This window comes from Streptomyces sp. NPDC001787, from assembly GCF_040297465.1.
Lineage (GTDB): Bacteria > Actinomycetota > Actinomycetes > Streptomycetales > Streptomycetaceae > Streptomyces.
This window is the reverse complement of the sequence record NZ_JBEOZE010000019.1, coordinates 96,090-114,541: the sequence shown is the minus strand read 5'-3', so window position 1 is coordinate 114,541 and position 18,452 is coordinate 96,090. Positions and strand designations below refer to the sequence as shown.

The following is an 18,452-nucleotide window of genomic DNA, read 5'->3' as shown; positions in this document are numbered from 1 at the left end:
CCGCACCCCATGCACCTCGACCACTCCCACGACGGACCCGCTGCCATCGGCGCGGACGCCGCACGCCCCGACGGCACCCGCCGGGCCCTGCGGATCGGACTCGGCGGACCGGTCGGTTCGGGCAAGACCGCGACCGTCGCCGCGTTGTGCCGCACCCTGCGCGACCGGCTCTCCATAGCCGTCGTCACCAACGACATCTACACCCGTGAGGACGCCGCCTTCCTCCTCCGCAACGCCGTGCTGCCGCCCGAGCGCATCCAGGCGGTGGAGACGGGGGCCTGCCCGCACACCGCCATCAGGGACGACATCTCCGCCAACCTCGAAGCGGTCGAGGACCTGGAGGATTCGGTGGGCCCGCTCGATCTGATCCTCGTCGAGTCCGGTGGCGACAACCTCACCGCCACCTTCTCCAAGGGGCTGGTCGACGCCCAGATCTTCGTCATCGACGTGGCGGGCGGCGACGACATCCCGCGCAAGGGCGGCCCCGGCGTCACCACCGCCGATCTGCTGGTGATCAACAAGACCGACCTCGCCCCGTACGTCGGCTCGGATCTGGAGCGGATGGCCCGGGACGCCGCCGAGCAGCGCGGTGAACTCCCCGTCGTCCTCACCTCCCTGACCTCCGCCGAGGGCGTCCGCCCGGTCGCGGACTGGGTACGGGCGCAGCTCGCCGCCTGGACCGCGTGAGCGTGCGGGCGACGGCCCGGATCGTCGCCGTCACCGATGCCAGGGGCGCCACCGTGCTCCCCGTGCTGGAGAGCGACGGGCCGCTCGCCCTGCGCCGCACCCGGGCCGTCAGCGGCTCCGGCGCCAGGGTCACCGTCGTCGGCGCGATGAGCGCGCCGCTGGGCGGGGACCGCCTCACCGTCGAGGCGCGCGTCGAGGCGGGCGCCCGGCTGACGGTCGACTCGGCGGCAGCCACGGTCGCGCTGCCGGGAACCGGGCCGGACGCCGAACCCGCCGGATACACGGTGGAGTTGGCCGTGGGGGAGGGAGCGGAACTGCACTGGCTCCCGGAACAGCTCATCTCCGCGTACGGCAGCGAGCTGCGTCTGGGGACCCGGGTCGAACTCGCCGCCACCGCGCGGCTGGTGCTGCGCGAGGAGCAGATCCTCGGCCGCCACGGGGAGGGCACCGGAGCGCTCACCACCCGGCTCACCGTCCGCCGGGCGGGCCGCCCCCTGCTCGACCAGCAGCTGGCCTACGGCCCCGGGGCGCCCGGCGGCTGGGACGGTCCGGCCGTCCTGGGCGGCCACCGGGCGGTCGGCCAACTCCTGGTGGTGGACCCGTACTTCGATACCGCCCCGGTCCGGCCGCGGCTCATCGGCGACACCGCCGCGCTCACCCCGCTGGCCGGCCCCGCCGCGCTGGTGACCGCCGTGGCCGCCGACGCGCGGCTGCTGCGAGGCGTGCTGGACGAAGCGCTGGACGACCTGCTGAAAGGGCCGCCGTCCCCTCGTGGGGCGTGAGTCCGCTCAGCGGGACCGGGGTCACCGGTTATTGGTTCGGTAAAGAAACACGCGTACGCACTGTTCTCAGGAACCCCACAGACGAAAGGATCCCGGGGAAGTCCCGATGAACTGCGTTGCCACCGGCGGCGCATCGGATAATGGGGGAGGTTCCACTTGAGACGCACAGCAGTGCTCGGCTCGGCCGGCGCTCTGGTCGCGGGCACGCTCATAGCGGGCGCGATCGCCGCACCCGCGGCCACTGCCGACGGACGCCACCACAGCGGCGGCTCCGAGGCGCGCGGCGTCAGGATCGCCGCGGAGCGGGCGGCCGCGGCCGGGATCGACTGGACGGACTGTCCGGCCGACTGGGCGATCGCCCGGCCCATCCAGTGCGGATGGGTGACCGTACCGCTCGACTACGCGAAGCCGAACGGCAAGAAGATCAAGCTCGCCGTCGACCGCCACGTCAGCACCGGCACGAAGGCGGAGCGCCAGGGAGCGCTCCTCTACAACCCCGGGGGCCCCGGCGGCTCGGGCATGGCGTTCCCGAAGCGGATCGTCAACAAGAACCCGCTGTGGACCAAGGCCGCGGCGGCGTACGACTTCGTGGGCTTCGACCCGCGCGGTGTCGGTCACTCCGCGCCGATCTCCTGCGTCGACCCGCAGGAGTTCGTGAAGGCCCCGAAGGCCGACCCGGTCCCCGACAGCGAGGCCGACAAGCGCGCCCAGCGCAAGCTCGCCGCCGAGTACGCGGACGGCTGTGCCGAGCGCAGCGGCGACATGCTGCCGCACATGACCACCCCCAACACCGCACGGGACCTGGATGTCATCCGCGCCGCGCTCGGTGAGAAGAAGCTCAACTTCCTGGGCGTCTCCTACGGCACCTACCTCGGTGCGGTGTACGGCACGCTGTTCCCGGACCATGTGCGCCGCATGGTCGTCGACAGTGTGGTCGACCCGTCGAAGGACAACATCTGGTACCAGGCCAACCTGAACCAGGACATCGCCTTCCAGACCCGCTGGAACGACTGGAAGGCGTGGGTCGCCAAGAACGACGCCGCCTACCACATCGGCGACACGCCCGAGAAGGTCGAAAAGGCCTGGCTCAAGCTGCGCGCGGCAGCCAAGAAGAGCCCGATCGGCGGCGTCGTCGGACCCGCCGAGCTCATCAGCTTCTTCCAGAACGCGCCGTACTACGACTCCACCTGGGCGCTCGTCGCCCAGACCTGGAGCGACTACCTGGGCGGAGACACCCAGGCGCTGATCGACGCCGCCGCCCCCGATATGTCGGACATCGCGGGCAACATCTCCTCGGAGAACGGCAACGCCGTGTACACGGCCGTCGAGTGCGCGGACGCCAAGTGGCCCACCAGCTGGCGCAAGTGGGACCGCGACAACACCAGGCTGCACAAGGACTACCCGTTCATGACCTGGGCGAACGCCTGGATGAACCTGCCCTGTGCGACCTGGTCCTCCAAGCAGCGGACCCCGCTGAACGTCAAGACCGGCAAGGGGCTGCCGCCGGTCCTGATCGTGCAGGCCACGCGTGACGCCGCCACTCCGTACCAGGGCGCCGTCGAGCTGCACAAGCGGTTCAAGGGCTCGCGTCTCATCACCGAGAAGGGCGCCGGTTCGCACGGCGTCACCGGCCTGGTCAACCCCTGCGTCAACGAGCGGGTGGACACCTACCTGCTCACCGGGAAGACCGACCGGCGCGACGTGACGTGCACCCCGCACGCCACGCCCAAGCCGTAACGTCCCGGCACCACCGGGGCGGGCGGCCGGAGCGTTTCCCTCCGGCCGCCCGTTGGTCCCGTCCCCGACCCGACCCGGTCCCCGTCCCGCCCCGTCAGGAGCCGGTCTCAGGCCGTCCCGGCGTCGTACCGGGCCAGCCAGGCGTCCTCCGCCGCGTAGTCGAAGAGCCCCGTGCCGTAGTTCCGGGCCATCTTGGGGAAGGCGTCCGTCCACTCCCGCCCGGACAGCCGCGCGGACAGCCATTCGACCGTCCCGGGAAGCGACTCGGCATAGCCCGTCACCGGGCGGTAGCCCAACTCGCACTCCGCCGCCGACATGTCGTACACCACCGGATGCTCGATGCTCCACGGGCTGTCCCCGACCCCGTCCGCGCCGGGCGCCCCCGCCATCAGCACGGTCTCCGTCTCCACGCCCAGCACCTCGTCGACCGCCGCACCGATCTCCGCGACCGTCGGGGCCTGCGGGTCGCCCGCGTTCAGTACGCGTGAGCCCGGCCGCGACGCGGCCAGCCGGATCAGCTCGGCCACATTGGACGCGTGGACCGGATGGAAGACACTCCTCCCGCCGAACGACAGCACCCGGCGCCTGCGGCCGTCCAGCACCCGCTTCACGAAATACAGCTCGCGCGGGGTCCGGCAGTACGGTCCATGGATCGCGCCCGCCCGCAGCAGGGTCACGGGCAGCTCCCCGCCCGCCGCCAGCAGCAGACTCTCCAGCTCGACCTTCCGCGTCCCGTACGTCGTGTCCCCGGGTGCCACCGTGCGCTGTTCCTCCGGGATGGGCACCGGATAGACCGGGGCGCCGTCGGGTTCCCCCTGGGTGTCGAAACCGCGTCCCCGCTCGTCCTCGTACACCGCACCGCTGGAGATGACGACCGCCGAACCGATCCGCCCGGCCAGCCCCGTCAACTGCCGGGCGTGCGCCGCGTCGAACGCCACCATGTCCACCAGGACGTCGCACCCCGGGCCGAGCGCCGCCGCGAGCGCGCCCTCCTCATTCCGGTCGAGGCGTACGGTCCGGATGCCGTCCGCCCACCGCTCGTCACGGCCTCCGCCGAGCGAGGCGGCGGTGACCTCCCAGCCGTCCTCGGCCAGGGCCCGTACGGCCGCCCGCCCGATCTGTCCTGTCGCTCCGAGTACCCACGCGTTTCCCTTGATCATGGGAGGAACGCTAGGCGCGTTCGGGTGTGCCGGCGGGCGGACTTCGCCGCTCGCGAATTCGCCGTCAGCGTCGCAGTTTCGGGAACCTTTTCGGCTGCGCCGGCTGCCCGGCCTTCACCTTGGCCGCGTACTCGTCCACGTACTCCTGGCCCGAGAGGCCCAGGATCGCGTACATGATCTCGTCGGTGACCGCCCGGATCGCCGCCTTCTGGTCCTCCAGGCCCGCGTAGCGCGAGAAGTCCAGCGGCTCACCGAACCGGATCGTGACCCGCCTGATCCGGGGAACGACCTGACCGGGCGGCTGGATCTCGAACGTCCCGACCATCGCGCACGGAATCACGGGCACCTGGGCCTTGATCGCCATCACCGCGACCCCGACCTTGCCCTTGTACAGCCGGCCGTCGTGCGAGCGGGTGCCCTCCGGGTAGATCCCCAGCAGCTCCCCCTTGCCCAGCACCCCCAGACCCTCACGGATCGCCGCCCGCCCGGCGTCCTTGCCCGACCGGTCCACCGGAATCTGCCCCGCGCTGCGGAAGAACGCGGCGGTCAGCCTCCCCTTCACGCCCGGCCCGGTGAAGTACTCGGCCTTCGCGAGGAAGGTGATACGACGCTTGAGGATCGCCGGCATCAGGAAGTGGTCGGAGAACGACAGGTGATTGCCCGCGACGATGGCCGCGCCGTCGGCCGGAATGTGCTCCAGACCCTCGATCCGCGGCCTGAACAGCAGCCGCAGAATGGGCCCCAGCACGGCATACTTCAGGACGTAATAGAACACGGAGGGTGTGCACCTCGCTCTGCCGGGGACGGTGTCAGGGCTGTGGTACCAGGTCGTCGTGGTGCGGAGGACCGTCGCTCCAGGGTCCCCGGTGGCGCGGAACGACTGTACTCACCGGTCACTCCCAGCTCCTGCCCCTGGCTCCGCGGGGCATGTCTCCCACCCCGACGGGGGATGCCGCCCGGAGACGGCCCGCGGCCGGGCGGTGCGGCGCGCACACCCGAGTACCGCCCGCTCCGGAGCAGGTCATGGCCGGTCCGGAGTGTCAGGGGTGGCGAGCATCCCGAGCGTGATGAGACCCAGCACCACCCACCCGAACCAGAGCCAGCCGTTGCTCCCCAGAGCCACCGTGTACGCGGTCACCGCCACCAGTGCTCCGACGGTCATGACTCCCATGGTCTTCGTCGATCCGGACATGAGCGCACGCTCCTCATCGGCCGGGCGGCCGTTGAGCCCATCGTCACCCCGTGGACAGGCCCCGCGCTACTGTCCGCGTGCCTGCAAAGACGCGAGATACGCGTTGTACGCGGCCAGCTCCTGGTCGCCGTCCCGGTCGGCGGCCCGGTCCGCGCGCTTGGCGACCCGCTGCTCGGAGCGGTACCACTGGAAGACCAGCGCGATGAGCACCAGTACCGAGGGGATCTCGCTGAACGCCCACGCGATGCCGCCTGCCCAGCCCTGATCGCTCAGCGCCTCGATGCCCAGCGAGGCCGGCGGGTTCCGGTAGGTCTCCACCATGGGCGTGGTCGCCATCATCAGGGCGATACCGAAGAACGCGTGGAACGGCATGCCCGCGAACAGCTCCAGCATCCGCATCACATAACCCGGCCGGTGCGGACCCGGGTCGACACCCATGATCGGCCAGAAGAACACCAGGCCGACGGCGAGGAAGTGCACCATCATCGCGATGTGACCGGGCTTGGATTCCATCAGGAAGTCGAAGAGCGGGGTGAAGTACAGCCCGTAGAGGCTGGCGATGAACAGCGGAATCGTGAATGCCGGATGCGTGATGATCTTCATGTACCGGCTGTGCAGCAGCATGAGCAGCAGTTCGCGCGGCCCGGTACGGCCCCGTCCCGCCACCGGCAGCGCCCGCAGCGTCAGCGTCACCGGAGCGCCCAGCAGCAGCAGGATCGGCGACAGCATGCTGATCACCATGTGCTGCACCATATGCACGCTGAACATGACCATGCCGTAGTCGTTGAGCTTGGTGCACATCACCAGGGCGATGCTCAGCACACCGACGACGAAGAAGACGATGCGGTTGACCGGCCAGCCGTCACCGCGCCTGCGCAGCCGCACCACGGCGTATCCGTACAGGGCGAGGGCGAGGACGCAGCCGGTCAGGAAGAACGGGTCCGCGGAGAATTCGAGCCCACGGCCCAGCGTGAACGGCGGCAGATCCATGTTCATGCCGTGCCCGCTGTGATCCATCTGTTCACTCCCGATGGGGACGTCCCCGTTTCGTGCCGGTTGTCCGGTCCAGAGTAGAACTGCCCCCGGCCGCGGTCGCGGCCGGGGGCAGTTACTCGGATCGTGCCGCTCAGAGCACGCACTCCGCCTCGGCGTAGCGCTCGGCGGGAACCGTCTTCAGCGTCTCCACGGCGGCCGCCAGCGGCACCATGGTGATGTCCGTGCCGCGCAGCGCCGTCATCATGCCGAACTCGCCCCGGTGCGCCGCCTCCACCGCGTGCCAGCCGAAGCGGGTGGCGAGGACGCGGTCGTACGCGGTGGGCGTGCCGCCGCGCTGGACATGGCCGAGTATCACCGGCCGGGCCTCCTTGGAGAGGCGCTGCTCCAGCTCGATGGAGAGCTGTGTGGCCACTCCGGCGAAGCGCTCGTGACCGTAGATGTCCTTGGCGCCCTGCTCGAACTCCATGGAGCCCGCGCGCGGCTTCGCGCCCTCGGCGACCACGACGATCGCGAACTTCTTGCCCGCCGAGAAGCGCTTACCGACCACGTCGGTCAGTTCGTCGATGTCGAAGGGGCGCTCGGGGACGACGATGGCGTGCGCCCCGGCGGCCATGCCCGAGTGAAGGGCGATCCAGCCGGTGTGCCGCCCCATGACCTCGACGATCAGTACGCGCTGGTGCGACTCGGCGGTGGTCTTCAGCCGGTCCAGCGCCTCGGTGGCGACCCCGACGGCCGTGTCGAAACCGAAGGTCACGTCGGTGGAGGCGATGTCGTTGTCGATGGTCTTCGGCACCCCGACGATCGGCAGACCCGCCTCGGAGAGCAGATGGGCCGCCTTCAGCGTGCCCTCGCCGCCGATCGGGATGATCGCGTCCAGACCGAGCTCGGAGACATGGCCCCGGGCCCGCTCCACACCGTCACGCAGATGCGCGGGCTGGACCCGGGAGGAGCCGAGGATGGTGCCACCGAGCGCCAGGATGCCGCCCACCGCGTCCAGATCGAGCTTGCGGTAGTCGCACTCCAGCAGTCCCTTCCAGCCGTCGTGGAAGCCGATGACCTCGTCGCCGTGGTCGACCACCGCGCGGTGCACGACGGAACGGATGACTGCGTTGAGGCCGGGGCAGTCGCCGCCGGAGGTGAGCACACCAATTCGCATTGCCCGGGAAACCTTTGCAACGTGGGCCGACGACCGGACCACGTCGTCCGGTTGGATCCCCGCCACCCTACCGGCGCAGGGTGGCGGGACCGAACCGGATGTCCGCCTGCTGGACTTCGCTCAGTTGAGCAAAAAACGCCTCAGGCGGGCTGCGTCGCCGAAGCGATGCGCTCGGAGCGCAGCGCGTCGTACCAGCGGTCGTCCGTCGGCGGCAGCGCGTTCACATCGAGGGCCAGCTTCAGCAGCAGGTCCGCGATCAGCGGATTGCGGGCCATCACCGGACCGTGCATGTACGTGCCGAAGACGGTGTCGTTGTACGCGCCCTCGGTGCCGTCCCCGGTCCCGTTGCCCCGGCCGAACTGGACCCGGGCGAACGGACGTGCGGTGGGGCCGAGGTGGGTGACGCCCTGGTGGTTCTCGAACCCGGTCAGGGGCGGCAGCCCCAGATGCGGGTCGATGTCCGCCAGTACGTCGCCGACGCACCGGGCGCCCTCGCCACGGGTGGAGACCACGTCGAGCAGGCCGAGGCCGGCCTCGCGCTCACCGAGGTCGTTGACGAACTCGTGCCCCAGGATCTGGTAGCCCGCGCACACCGAGAAGATGATCGCCCCGTTGGACGCGGCCCGGCTCAGCCCGCCGTCCCGGCGCAGCCGCTCGGCGGCCAGCCGCTGCGGCCGGTCCTCGCCGCCACCGATCAGATAGATGTCGCCGGAGGTCGGGACCGGCTGGTCGCTGCGCACGTCGACGCGCTGCACGTCCAGACCGCGCTGCCGGGCCCGGCGCTCCACGACCAGGGCGTTGCCCTGGTCGCCGTACGTGCTGAGCAGGTCGGGGTAGACCCAGACCAGACGCAGACCGTTGTTGCTCATGCTTCGTCCTCTCCGGAGGTGGCCGGGGCCGGGGTCAGTTGCCGACACGACGGCGCAGATCCTGGAAGGCGGTGTAGTTGGCGATGACCTCGATACGGCCGGGCGGAGACAGCTGGACGGCCTCGTCCAGGGTCTCGCAGACACGGAAGTCGAGACCGGCGACCTCAAGCCGGACCGCGAGGTCCAGCTTGCGGTCGCCGAGCACGAAGATCGGGTGGCCGGCGAGCTGCGTGTAGTCGACGTCCCACAGCCACGAGGTGTCCGTGCCGTCCGCGCCCCGGGCGTTGACGGAGAGGATCACCGGGGTCGGCGGCGGATCGATCAGGGAGAACGTCTCCAGCCAGCCCGCCGGGTTCTTCGCCAGCAGGAGCCGCAGCTCACGGCCCTGGAAGGAGACCACGTCATAGCGGCCCGCGACGGCCTGCACCTGGTACATGCGCTCCAGGGCGACCTGCGGCGGCACCCCGAAGACGGCCGCGACGGCGGCCGAGCTCGTGGCGTTCGCCTTGTTCGCCCGGCCGGGCAGCTGGAGGTGGATCGGCCACGCCGAACCGTGCGGGTCCAGCACGTAGTCGCCGTTCAGCGCCCAGCTCGGGGCGGGGCGGCGGAAGCCGCACTGCCCGCAGAACCAGTCGTCCCCGGGGCGCTGCATCACACCGCCGCAGGACGGGCAGGACCACGCGTCGTCCTTCCACGCCTGGCCCGCCGCCACCCACACCACATTGGGGGAGGAGGACGCCGCCCACACGATCAGCGGGTCGTCGGCGTTGGCGATGATCACGGCCTTCGAGCCGGACAGTCCCTCGCGCCAGTGCTCCGCGAGCATCCGGGTCTCCGCCGCGCGGTCCAGCTGGTCGCGGGAGAGATTGAGCAGTGCGATCGCCTTGGGCGTCGTGTCGCGCGCGACACCGGCGAGGTACTTCTCGTCGACCTCGATCACGCCGTACTTCGCGTCCGAGCCGCCGGCCAGTGCCGAGGTGATGCCCGCGGGCATGTTCGCGCCCAGCGCGTTCGACACGACGGGCCCGGCGGCCCGCAGTGCCTCGGCGATCAGCCGGGTGGTGGTCGTCTTGCCGTTCGTCGCCGACACGAGGATCACGTCCAGGTGCTGCGCCAGCCGCCCCAGCAGGTCGGGGTCGAGCTTGAGCGCCACCCGGCCGCCGATCACCGATCCGCTGCCGCGCCCCGCGGCGCGCGACACCGCCGCCGCGGCCTTGCCCGCCGTCACGGCCAGCTTGGCCCGCGGCGACAACGGCTCCGTGTTGCCTGCCATCGTCCTAGATCCTCCTTGCATCGGTCCACGCCCAGCCTATCGATGTCCGCTGCGACGGCCGCACCGCGGCACCACGGGAAGTCCGTGGCCGCGGCGGAACGTACGCTTGCCGCCATGCGAAACCGCCCGATCCCCGGCAGTTCCGGACTCATCCGTGCCATGAGTCTGCTCGGCGACCCGGTCCTCCACAGCGTCTGTGAGGACGTCACGGACTTCGGGCCCTCGCTCGCCGGGCTGGTCGAGGACATGTTCGCCACCATGTACGCGGCGCAGGGTGTCGGGCTCGCCGCCAATCAGATCGGCGTCCCGCTCAAGGTGTTCGTCTACGACTGCCCGGACGACGACGAGGTCCGGCACCTGGGACACATCGTCAACCCGGAACTGGTCGAGGCGGACGGCATTACCGTACGCGGACCGGAAGGGTGTCTTTCACTTCCGGGCATCGAGGCGGGCACGCCGCGCTTCGACCGCGCGGTCGTCGAAGGGGTCAGTGTGACCGGCGAACCGGTGCGGATCACCGGCACAGGGTGGTTCGCCCGCTGCCTCCAGCACGAGTGCGACCACCTCGAAGGCATGGTCTACACCGACCGGCTGACCGGCCTGCGCCGCTCCAGGGCGCTGCGGGCGGCCCGGCGGGCGCCCTGGGGCAGCGGCGCCTGAGCCGGGGCGCGCCGTACGGAGGGCGTGCGTTCGGGGCGGGCGGCCGGGGCGAGAGGCAGGGGGGGGCGGGAGCGGCGGGCACGCGGACGGCGTGCGGGCGGGCTTCGGCGGCGCCGGAGGTCAGAAGCCCGGCCCGCCGGGCCGGTCGCCCGCCGCGGCCAGCCGGCCCCACAGCAGATCGGCCAGGCTGCGCACCAACTGGGCGCGGGAGCAAGGCCGGTCGCCCAGCCACCAGTCGCCCGCGGCGTGCATCATGCCGACGATGCCGTGGCCCCAGATGCGGGCCACCTGCTCGCTGTCCGGCCCCAGGTCCACCCGTTCGGCGATCACCTTGCCGAGTTCCTCGCCGAGGCGGCGCAGCAGCGGGGCGGAGTGCCGGCCGACATCGAAGCCCTGCTCGGGGGAGGGCGCGGCGTCGTCGGACGGGTGCATCAGGAAGCGGTAGACCTGCGGGCGGGCCTCGATCGCGGCGAGATAGGTGTCGAGTGTGGCCTCCACCCGTTCGCGGCGTTCGGCCGGTGCGTCGAGGGCCGCCCGCAGCGCGCTGAGCAGGGCGTCGGTGTGCCGTTTGGCGAGTGCGCGGTAGAGCCCGCCCTTGTCGCCGAAGTGCCGGTAGAGGATGGGCTTGGTGATTCCGGCCTCGGCGGCGATCGCGTTCATCGATGCCTTGGGGCCGTCCCTGAGCACCACTCGGTCCGCGGCCTCCAGCAACTCGCGGCGGCGGCGTTCGGCCGCGCTCCGCTGTCGCTCGGCCTGTCGTGCGGTCTCCATGCCGTGTCTCTCCCCACCCCTGGCCTTGCATTTCTTCACGCCCGGGCAACGTAACACCCTGCCCCGCGGGCGTGCCGGGCGGCTTCCGGGCGGTTGACAGTGGCTACTTGCCGGTAACAGACTGTTGTTACCGCAAGTAACGCATGTTTTCGCAGCAGCGCATGGAGGGGAACATGGCCGAGTTCACGCTTGAGCTCAACGACGACCAGAAGCAGGTCCGTGACTGGCTCCACGGCTTCGCCGAGGATGTGATCCGTCCGGCCGCTTCGGAGTGGGACGAGCGTGAGGAAACGCCCTGGCCCGTCATCCAGGAGGCGGCCAAGGTCGGCATCTACTCCCTCGACTTCTACGCCCAGCAGTTCTTCGACCCCACGGGCCTCGGCATCCCCATGGCCATGGAGGAGCTCTTCTGGGGCGACGCGGGCATAGCCCTGTCGATCGTCGGTACGGGCCTGGCGGCCGTCGGCGTCCTCGCCAACGGCACCGAGGAGCAGATCGGCACCTGGATCCCGCAGATGTACGGCGACCCCGGCGATGTGAAGGTCGCCGCCTTCTGCTCCTCCGAGCCCGACGCGGGCTCCGACGTCGCCTCGATGCGCACCCGCGCCGTCTACGACGAGGCCAAGGACGAGTGGGTCCTCAACGGTACGAAGACCTGGGCGACCAACGGCGGCATCGCCAACGTCCATGTCGTCGTGGCCGTCGTCGACGCGGAGCTCGGCTCCAAGGGGCACGCGTCGTTCATCGTGCCCCCGGGCACCGCCGGGCTCTCGCAGGGGCAGAAGTTCAAGAAGCACGGCATCCGCGCCTCGCACACCGCCGAAGTGGTCCTGGAGGACGTGCGGGTGCCCGGACACTGCCTGCTCGGCGGCAAGGAGAAGCTCGACGAGCGTCTCGCGCGGGCCCGTGAGCGGGTCAGGGCGGGTGGCGGCGAGCGGGTCAAGAACGCCGCCATGGCCACCTTCGAGGCGTCCCGTCCGGCCGTCGGCGCCATGGCCGTGGGCACCGCCCGTGCCGCGTACGAGGTCGCCCTCGACTACGCGAAGACGCGCACCCAGTTCGGCCGCCCGATCATCGACAACCAGGGCGTCGCCTTCCAGCTCGCCGATATGCGCACGCAGATCGACGCCGCGCGGCTGCTGGTCTGGCGCGCCTCCTGGATGGCCTCCGCCGGCAAGCCGTTCACCTCGGCGGAGGGCTCCATGTCGAAGCTCTACGCGAGCGAGACCGCGAAGAAGGTCACCGCCCAGGCGATCCAGATCCTCGGCGGCAACGGCTTCACCCGGGAGTACCCGGTGGAGCGGATGCACCGGGACGCGGCGATCTACACCATCTTCGAGGGCACCAGCGAGATCCAGCGCCTGGTGATCGCCCGGACCCTCTCGGGCATGCCGATCCGCTGAAGCGGGCCGTGCGGGCCGGACGGCCCGGCCGCGGACCGCGCGGGGCACCTGCCCCCGCGCGGCCCGCGGCGTCGGGTCAGGCCGGGAGCTGGGCCTCGATGGCCGAGACGACCTCGGGGGCCTCCGGATCGGTGCCGGGACGGATCCGGGCCACCGGCACACCGGCCGGTGAGATCAGGAACTTCTCGAAGTTCCACTGCACATCACCGGCCTCGCCCTCCGCGTCCGCGAGCGTCGTGAGTTCCGCGTACAGCGGGTGCCGGCCCTCCCCGTTGACGTCGAGCTTCTCCATGAGCGGGAAAGTGACCCCGTACGTCGTCGAGCAGAACGTCCGGATCTCCTCCGCGCTGCCCGGCTCCTGGCCCGCGAACTGGTTGCAGGGCACGCCGACCACGGTGAAGCCGCGCTCCCCGTACTGGTTCTGGAGCCGCTCCAGGCCTTCGTACTGCGGGGTCAGTCCGCATTTGGAGGCCACGTTCACCAGCAGGACGGCCTTGCCGTCGAAGGCGCCCAGGGTGGTCGGCTCGCCGGTCAGGGTGTGCAGCGGGATGTCGTGCAGCGTCATGCGATCGCTCCTTGTTTCCAGTGCGCGGTTGTTCATCCGGACGCCCGAAGGTCCATGGGAACGAAGCCGACGGCCCGCCCCCTCGGGGCCGGCGGCCTGCTCATCGGCCCGACCGCGCGGGGCGAAAGCCCTTTCGGCGATGCGCGGATGAGGCAGTGCGGCGGCCAGGGGTACCTCCAGGGCTTGGGCGTCCACCAGGGACGATACCCAGACTGCGGCGCTGGGATTCTGCCGTTCCGGCAGTCGCCGACACCGCCGGATCTGCGGAGTCCGGCCGGCTCCCGGGCCGTCGTGCGCACACACGCCCCGCCGGCCCGGGAACATCCCCCTCGTGAGGAAGGACGGTTCGCCTACGAGGACGCCGACGGGCTCACGGGGGCGCCGATCTCCCGGTAGTAGTACGTGGTCGGCTTCAGGGCCCCCGAGGGTTCGGCGGCGTACCCCGGCACCGAACCGCACGCGGTCCAGCCCGCCGCGCGGTAGAGCCGCTCGGCGGAGCTTCCGCTCTCCGTGTCCAGGACCAGCAGCGTCACCCCGGATCCGGCCGCCCACTCCTCGACGGCGGCGAGCAGCGAACGGCCGACCCCCCGGCCGCGGGCGGAGGGCCTGACCATCAGCTTGGCGACCTCCGCGCGGTGCCGGGCGTTCGGCAACGGCGCCCGGACCAGAGCGACGGTGCCCGCCACCCGCTCCCCGTCACGGGCGATCCAGACGCGGAGGCCGCCCGTGTCGACGGCGGCGGCCCGCTCGCGCCACCAGGCGGCGGCGACATCACGGTCCAGCGGCGCGAGGAATCCCACCGACGAGCCCTCCTCGACGGTCTCCACCAGGAGGGCGGCCAGTTCATCGGCGTACGTGACCAGTTCGGGGCCGGACACGGGGACGATCTCGGTCATGGAGCTGAGGTCCTTTCACAGCAGGACGAGGGCGGGGACGGCGGGCCGCCCCGCGGTGTCTACTTCTTCCTGTCGTCCCAAGGATGGCCGAGCCAGCCCTCGAACGTCGGCACCAGGGCCACCAGCGCCGCACCGAGCCGCCAGTCGCACCACGGTGCGTGCAGATGGAGTTCGTCCTTGTCCGAGCGGAACCCCAGCGGTGCCTCCCCGCCCGCGCGCCACACGATGCGCCGGGGGCCACGGGCGACGTCGCCGCCGCCGCCGAGCAGGGCGAGCGTGGCGATGACCGTCTGGAGGGGGAGCAGCAGCCACCAGACGTACCACCAGAAGATCCGGCCCTTGTAGCCGACCGCCTCCGGGCAGCCGGGCTGCGTCACCGTCCAGCGTGTGCGCAGTCCCTTGCCGGACAGGGCCTTCTCACGGACGAGGGTGCCGATCGGCTCGCCCCGGTCGCCGAGCACCCGATACGTTCCCACGCCGCCGCTCACCGACACGGTGACCAGGGTGGCCAGCCGCTGCCGCCGGTCCGGATCGGCCCACAGGACGAAGGAGCGCACCCCGCTCCGCCGGGCCGCGAGGTACTCCGGTATACCGCCGGGCGGCAGGTCCCGCTCCACATGGGCGACCGTACGGAGCCCGTCCCGCTCGTCCCGGAGGTTGATGACCCTCTCCACCGGAGCGGGCGGCCCGCCCGTTCCCGGAGCCCGGTCCGCCGTGTCCCGGGGGACGGGGATCATGGTCAGTACGCCGCTCACGCGCCCACTCCTCGTGTTCTGCCACTGGGCCTCGAAGGGTAGACCGGACGGTGCCGCGGGCGGCGCGGGCACCGGCACCGGGCACGCACCGGCTACGCGCCCAGGCGCCGGAACAGCCCCTCCTGCACCACGGACACCAGAAGCCGGCCCTCACGGTCATAGATCCGGCCGCGCGCCAGACCCCGGCCACCCGTCGCGATGGGCGACTCCTGGTCGTACAGGAACCATTCGTCCGCCCGGAACGGCCGGTGGAACCACATCGCGTGGTCCAGCGACGCCATGTCGAAACCGCGCGGGCCCCACAGCGGTTCCACCGGGATCCGGACCGCGTCCAGCAGCGTCATGTCACTCGCGTACGTCAGCGCGCAGGTGTGCACCAGCGGGTCGTCGCCCAGAGGGCCGACCGCCCGCATCCACACCGCGCTGCGCGGATCCGCGTCCTCGATCTCCTCCCGCGTCCAGCGCAGCCGGTCGACGTAGCGGATGTCGAAGGGCTGGCGCCGGGCCATCCGCTCCAGCGCCTCCGGCAGCGCGCCCAGATGCTCACGGACCTCGTCGGCGACGGTGGGCAGCTCCTCGGGATCCGGCACCGTGCGGGCCGGCGGCAGCTGGTGCTCGAAGCCGCCCGCCTCGGGGCGGTGGAAGGAAGCCGTCAGATTGAAGATCGTCCGGCCCTCCTGAACGGCCGTGACCCGGCGGGTGGTGAAGGACCGTCCGTCCCGCACCCGCTCCACCTCGTACACGATCGGAACCCCGGGGCGTCCGGGCCGCAGGAAGTAGGCGTGCAGCGAGTGCACCGGCCGCTCCCCGTCGGTGGTCCGGCCGGCCGCCACCAGCGCCTGCCCCGCGACCTGCCCCCCGAAGACCCGCTGCAGGGACTCGTGCGGACTGCGGCCCCGGAAGATGTTGACCTCGATCCGCTCCAGGTCGAGGAGGTCGACCAGGCGCTCGGCCGGATTCGTCATGCCGTTCGTCTCCACTCCGGGGCCCGCCCCGCCGCCGCGGCGGCCCGCCTCATCACGTGCGTACTCACAGCTGGCCCACCGCGGTGACCCGGACGACCGCCCGGCCCTCCTCGTCGGAAGCCGCCAGGTCGACCTCGGCCCGGATTCCCCAGTCGTGGTCCCCGTTGGGGTCGGCGAACGCCTGCCAGACCCGCCACAGACCGTGCTCGGGGTCCTCCTCGATCTTCAGCAGCTTCGGCCCGCGGGCGTCGGGGCCGGTGCCGAGATCCTCGTACTCGTCCCAGTACCCGTCCATCGCCGTGCCCCAGGCGTCCTCGTCCCAGCCCGAGTCGGCGTCCATCTCGCCCAGCTCGCGGACCCGGTCCAGCGCGGCCAGCTCCACCCGGCGGAACATCGCGTTGCGCACCAGCACCCGGAACGCGCGGGCGTTGGCGGTGACCGGCTTGACCTCGTCGGCCCGCTCCTGCGCCTGCTCGGCCGTCTCCACCTCGGGGTTGGCCAGCTGCTCCCACTCGTCCAGCAGACTGGAGTCCACCTGACGCACCATCTCGCCGAGCCAGGAGATCAGATCCTCCAGGTCCTCGGACTTCAGGTCGTCGGGGATGGTGTGCTCAAGGGCCTTGTACGCGCTCGCGAGATACCGCAGCACGATGCCCTCGGTCCGGGCCAGCTCGTAGTGCGAGGTGAACTCGGTGAAGGTCATGGCCCGTTCGTACATGTCCCGGATGACCGACTTCGGCGACACCGGGTGGTCGCCCACCCACGGATGGCTCGTGCGGTACACGTCGTAGGCGTGCCACAGCAGCTCACTCAGCGGCTTCGGGTACGTGACGTCCTGGAGCAGCTCCATCCGCTCCTCGTACTCGACACCGTCCGCCTTCATCTGCCCCACGGCCTCGCCGCGCGCCTTGTTCTGCTGGGCGGCGAGGATCTGCCGGGGGTCGTCCAGCGTCGACTCGACGACGGAGACCATGTCCAGCGCGTACGAGGGCGACTCGACGTCCAGCAGGTCGAAGGAGGCCAGGGCGAAGGTGGACAGCGGCTGGTTCAGCGCGAAGTCCTGCTGGAGGTCGACGGTCAGCCGCACGATCCGGCCCTCGGCGTCCGGCTCGTCCAGCTGCTCCACCACACCGCCGTCCAGCAGCGAGCGGTAGATCGCGATCGCCCGGCGGATGTGCCGCAGCTGCGCCCTCCGCGGCTCGTGGTTGTCCTCCAGCAGACGCCGCATCGCCTCGAAGGCGTTGCCCGGACGGGCGATCACCGCGAGCAGCATCGTGTGGGTGACCCGGAAGCGGGAGTTCAGCGGCTCCGGCTCGGACTGGATGAGCTTGTCGAAGGTCGTCTCCGACCAGGCGACGAAGCCCTCCGGGGCCTTCTTGCGGACCACCTTGCGCTTCTTCTTCGGGTCGTCGCCCGCCTTCTTGACGGCCTTCTCGTTCTCGATGACGTGTTCGGGCGCCTGCGCGACGACGAAGCCCGCCGTGTCGAAGCCCGCCCGCCCGGCCCGGCCAGCGATCTGGTGGAACTCACGGGCGCGCAGCGTACGGACACGGGTGCCGTCGTACTTGGTGAGCGCGGTGAACAGCACCGTGCGGATGGGGACGTTGACGCCGACGCCGAGGGTGTCCGTACCGCAGATCACCTTCAGCAGACCCGCCTGGGCGAGCTTCTCCACCAGACGCCGGTACTTCGGCAGCATGCCCGCGTGATGCACACCGATGCCGTGCCGTACGTAGCGCGAGAGGTTCTGGCCGAACTTGGTGGTGAAGCGGAAGCTGCCGATCAGGTCGGCGATCTTCTCCTTCTCCTCCTTCGTGCACATGTTGATGCTCATCAGGGACTGTGCCCGCTCGACGGCGGCGGCCTGGGTGAAGTGCACGATGTAGACGGGGGACTGCCGGGTGTCGAGCAGCTCGGTGAGCGTCTCGGTGATCGGGGTGAGGCGGTACTCGTAGCTCAGCGGGACCGGCCGGGTCGCGGAGCGCACCACGGAGGTGGGGCGGCCGGTGCGCCGGGTCAGGTCCTCCTCGAACATCGAGACGTCACCGAGCGTCGCCGACATCAGGACGAACTGCGCCTGGGGCAGTTCCAGGATCGGGATCTGCCAGGCCCAGCCGCGGTCCGGCTCCGCGTAGAAATGGAACTCGTCCATCACGACCTGGCCGATGTCGGCGTGCTTGCCGTCGCGCAGCGCGATGGAGGCCAGCACCTCGGCGGTGCAGCAGATGACCGGGGCGTCGGCGTTGACCGAGGCGTCACCGGTGAGCATGCCGACGTTCTCGGTACCGAAGAGCTTGCACAGGTCGAAGAACTTCTCCGAGACCAGCGCCTTGATCGGCGCGGTGTAGAAGGTGACCTTGTCCTGGGCCAGCGCCGTGAAGTGCGCACCCGCCGCGACCAGGCTCTTCCCGGAGCCGGTGGGGGTGGAAAGGATCACGTTCGCCCCCGAGACCACCTCGATCAGCGCCTCCTCCTGGGCCGGGTAGAGGGTGATGCCCTGCGTCTCGGTCCATGACGAGAAGGCCTCGAAGAGGGCGTCCGGGTCGTCGGTCGGGGGCAGCTGATCGATTAGGGTCACGCCCCCA

Annotated in this window: 18 protein-coding genes; 5 read left to right on the top strand and 13 right to left on the bottom strand. The window is 71.0% G+C overall.

All coding sequences use genetic code 11. The features are described 5' to 3' along the window. Positions 1–9 precede the first annotated feature (9 nt). The 3 genes from ureG to ABT170_RS24745 all read left to right on the top strand — a co-directional run bounded on the left by ureG (position 10) and on the right by ABT170_RS24745 (position 3,206). Positions 10–687: an urease accessory protein UreG gene (gene ureG / locus ABT170_RS24755; protein WP_351870840.1), complete on the top strand. Its 678-nt coding sequence runs from the start codon at positions 10–12 to the stop codon at positions 685–687. Then, on the top strand, positions 684–1,469 hold the full coding sequence (locus ABT170_RS24750; protein WP_351870837.1) for an urease accessory protein UreD: 786 nt from the start codon (positions 684–686) through the stop codon (positions 1,467–1,469). The genes ureG and ABT170_RS24750 overlap by 4 nt, the downstream gene beginning before the upstream one ends. Before the next feature lie 156 nt (positions 1,470–1,625). Next, positions 1,626–3,206, top strand: a complete 1,581-nt coding sequence (locus ABT170_RS24745) for an alpha/beta hydrolase (protein ID WP_329943096.1) — start codon at positions 1,626–1,628, stop codon at positions 3,204–3,206. A 107-nt stretch (positions 3,207–3,313) separates the two neighbouring features. Here ABT170_RS24745 and ABT170_RS24740 read toward each other — a convergent pair whose 3' ends face one another. The 7 genes from ABT170_RS24740 to ABT170_RS24710 form a co-directional block, all read right to left on the bottom strand. After that, complete coding sequence (locus tag ABT170_RS24740; protein ID WP_351870834.1) at positions 3,314–4,366, bottom strand: NAD-dependent epimerase/dehydratase family protein; 1,053 nt, start codon at positions 4,364–4,366, stop codon at positions 3,314–3,316. Positions 4,367–4,430: 64 nt separating this feature from the next. After that, on the bottom strand, positions 4,431–5,141 hold the full coding sequence (locus ABT170_RS24735) for a lysophospholipid acyltransferase family protein (protein WP_351870831.1): 711 nt from the start codon (positions 5,139–5,141) through the stop codon (positions 4,431–4,433). Between the two features lie 246 nt (positions 5,142–5,387). Next, positions 5,388–5,558 carry a hypothetical protein gene (locus ABT170_RS24730; protein WP_266928956.1) on the bottom strand — a complete coding sequence of 57 codons (171 nt, stop codon included), beginning with the start codon at positions 5,556–5,558 and terminating at the stop codon, positions 5,388–5,390. 66 nt (positions 5,559–5,624) lie between these two features. Then, positions 5,625–6,575 carry a cytochrome c oxidase assembly protein gene (locus ABT170_RS24725; RefSeq protein ID WP_329943099.1) on the bottom strand — a complete coding sequence of 317 codons (951 nt, stop codon included), beginning with the start codon at positions 6,573–6,575 and terminating at the stop codon, positions 5,625–5,627. 109 nt (positions 6,576–6,684) lie between these two features. After that, positions 6,685–7,710 (bottom strand): 6-phosphofructokinase, encoded by a 1,026-nt coding sequence (locus ABT170_RS24720; protein ID WP_329943100.1) that lies wholly within the window; start codon positions 7,708–7,710, stop codon positions 6,685–6,687. 140 nt (positions 7,711–7,850) lie between these two features. Beyond that, on the bottom strand, positions 7,851–8,579 hold the full coding sequence (locus ABT170_RS24715; RefSeq protein ID WP_266928953.1) for a type 1 glutamine amidotransferase: 729 nt from the start codon (positions 8,577–8,579) through the stop codon (positions 7,851–7,853). Positions 8,580–8,613: 34 nt separating this feature from the next. Next, positions 8,614–9,852: a MurT ligase domain-containing protein gene (locus ABT170_RS24710; RefSeq protein WP_266928952.1), complete on the bottom strand. Its 1,239-nt coding sequence runs from the start codon at positions 9,850–9,852 to the stop codon at positions 8,614–8,616. Between the two features lie 114 nt (positions 9,853–9,966). On the opposite strand from ABT170_RS24710, the gene def reads away from it, so the two are divergent. Then, the gene (def, locus tag ABT170_RS24705) at positions 9,967–10,512 is read left to right on the top strand and encodes a peptide deformylase (protein ID WP_329943101.1); all 546 of its coding nucleotides are present in this window, start codon (positions 9,967–9,969) and stop codon (positions 10,510–10,512) included. A 120-nt stretch (positions 10,513–10,632) separates the two neighbouring features. Here def and ABT170_RS24700 read toward each other — a convergent pair whose 3' ends face one another. Next, positions 10,633–11,283 carry a TetR/AcrR family transcriptional regulator gene (locus ABT170_RS24700; RefSeq protein WP_329943102.1) on the bottom strand — a complete coding sequence of 217 codons (651 nt, stop codon included), beginning with the start codon at positions 11,281–11,283 and terminating at the stop codon, positions 10,633–10,635. A 173-nt stretch (positions 11,284–11,456) separates the two neighbouring features. On the opposite strand from ABT170_RS24700, the gene ABT170_RS24695 reads away from it, so the two are divergent. Beyond that, positions 11,457–12,686, top strand: a complete 1,230-nt coding sequence (locus ABT170_RS24695) for an acyl-CoA dehydrogenase family protein (RefSeq protein WP_351870825.1) — start codon at positions 11,457–11,459, stop codon at positions 12,684–12,686. 76 nt (positions 12,687–12,762) lie between these two features. On the opposite strand, the gene ABT170_RS24690 is transcribed toward ABT170_RS24695, so the two are convergent. From ABT170_RS24690 to ABT170_RS24670, 5 genes are all read right to left on the bottom strand, one after another. Further along, positions 12,763–13,251, bottom strand: coding sequence for a glutathione peroxidase (locus ABT170_RS24690; protein WP_329943104.1), 489 nt, complete (start codon positions 13,249–13,251; stop codon positions 12,763–12,765). Between the two features lie 350 nt (positions 13,252–13,601). After that, positions 13,602–14,147, bottom strand: coding sequence for a GNAT family N-acetyltransferase (locus ABT170_RS24685; RefSeq protein ID WP_351870822.1), 546 nt, complete (start codon positions 14,145–14,147; stop codon positions 13,602–13,604). A 59-nt stretch (positions 14,148–14,206) separates the two neighbouring features. Further along, positions 14,207–14,902: a hypothetical protein gene (locus ABT170_RS24680; protein WP_351870819.1), complete on the bottom strand. Its 696-nt coding sequence runs from the start codon at positions 14,900–14,902 to the stop codon at positions 14,207–14,209. 92 nt (positions 14,903–14,994) lie between these two features. Further along, entirely contained in the window at positions 14,995–15,867 is an 873-nt protein-coding gene (locus ABT170_RS24675; RefSeq protein ID WP_351870816.1) for an acyl-CoA thioesterase, read from the bottom strand. A gap of 64 nt (positions 15,868–15,931) precedes the next feature. After that, positions 15,932–18,445, bottom strand: a complete 2,514-nt coding sequence (locus tag ABT170_RS24670; RefSeq protein WP_329943108.1) for a DEAD/DEAH box helicase — start codon at positions 18,443–18,445, stop codon at positions 15,932–15,934. Between the last annotated feature and the right edge of the window lie 7 nt (positions 18,446–18,452).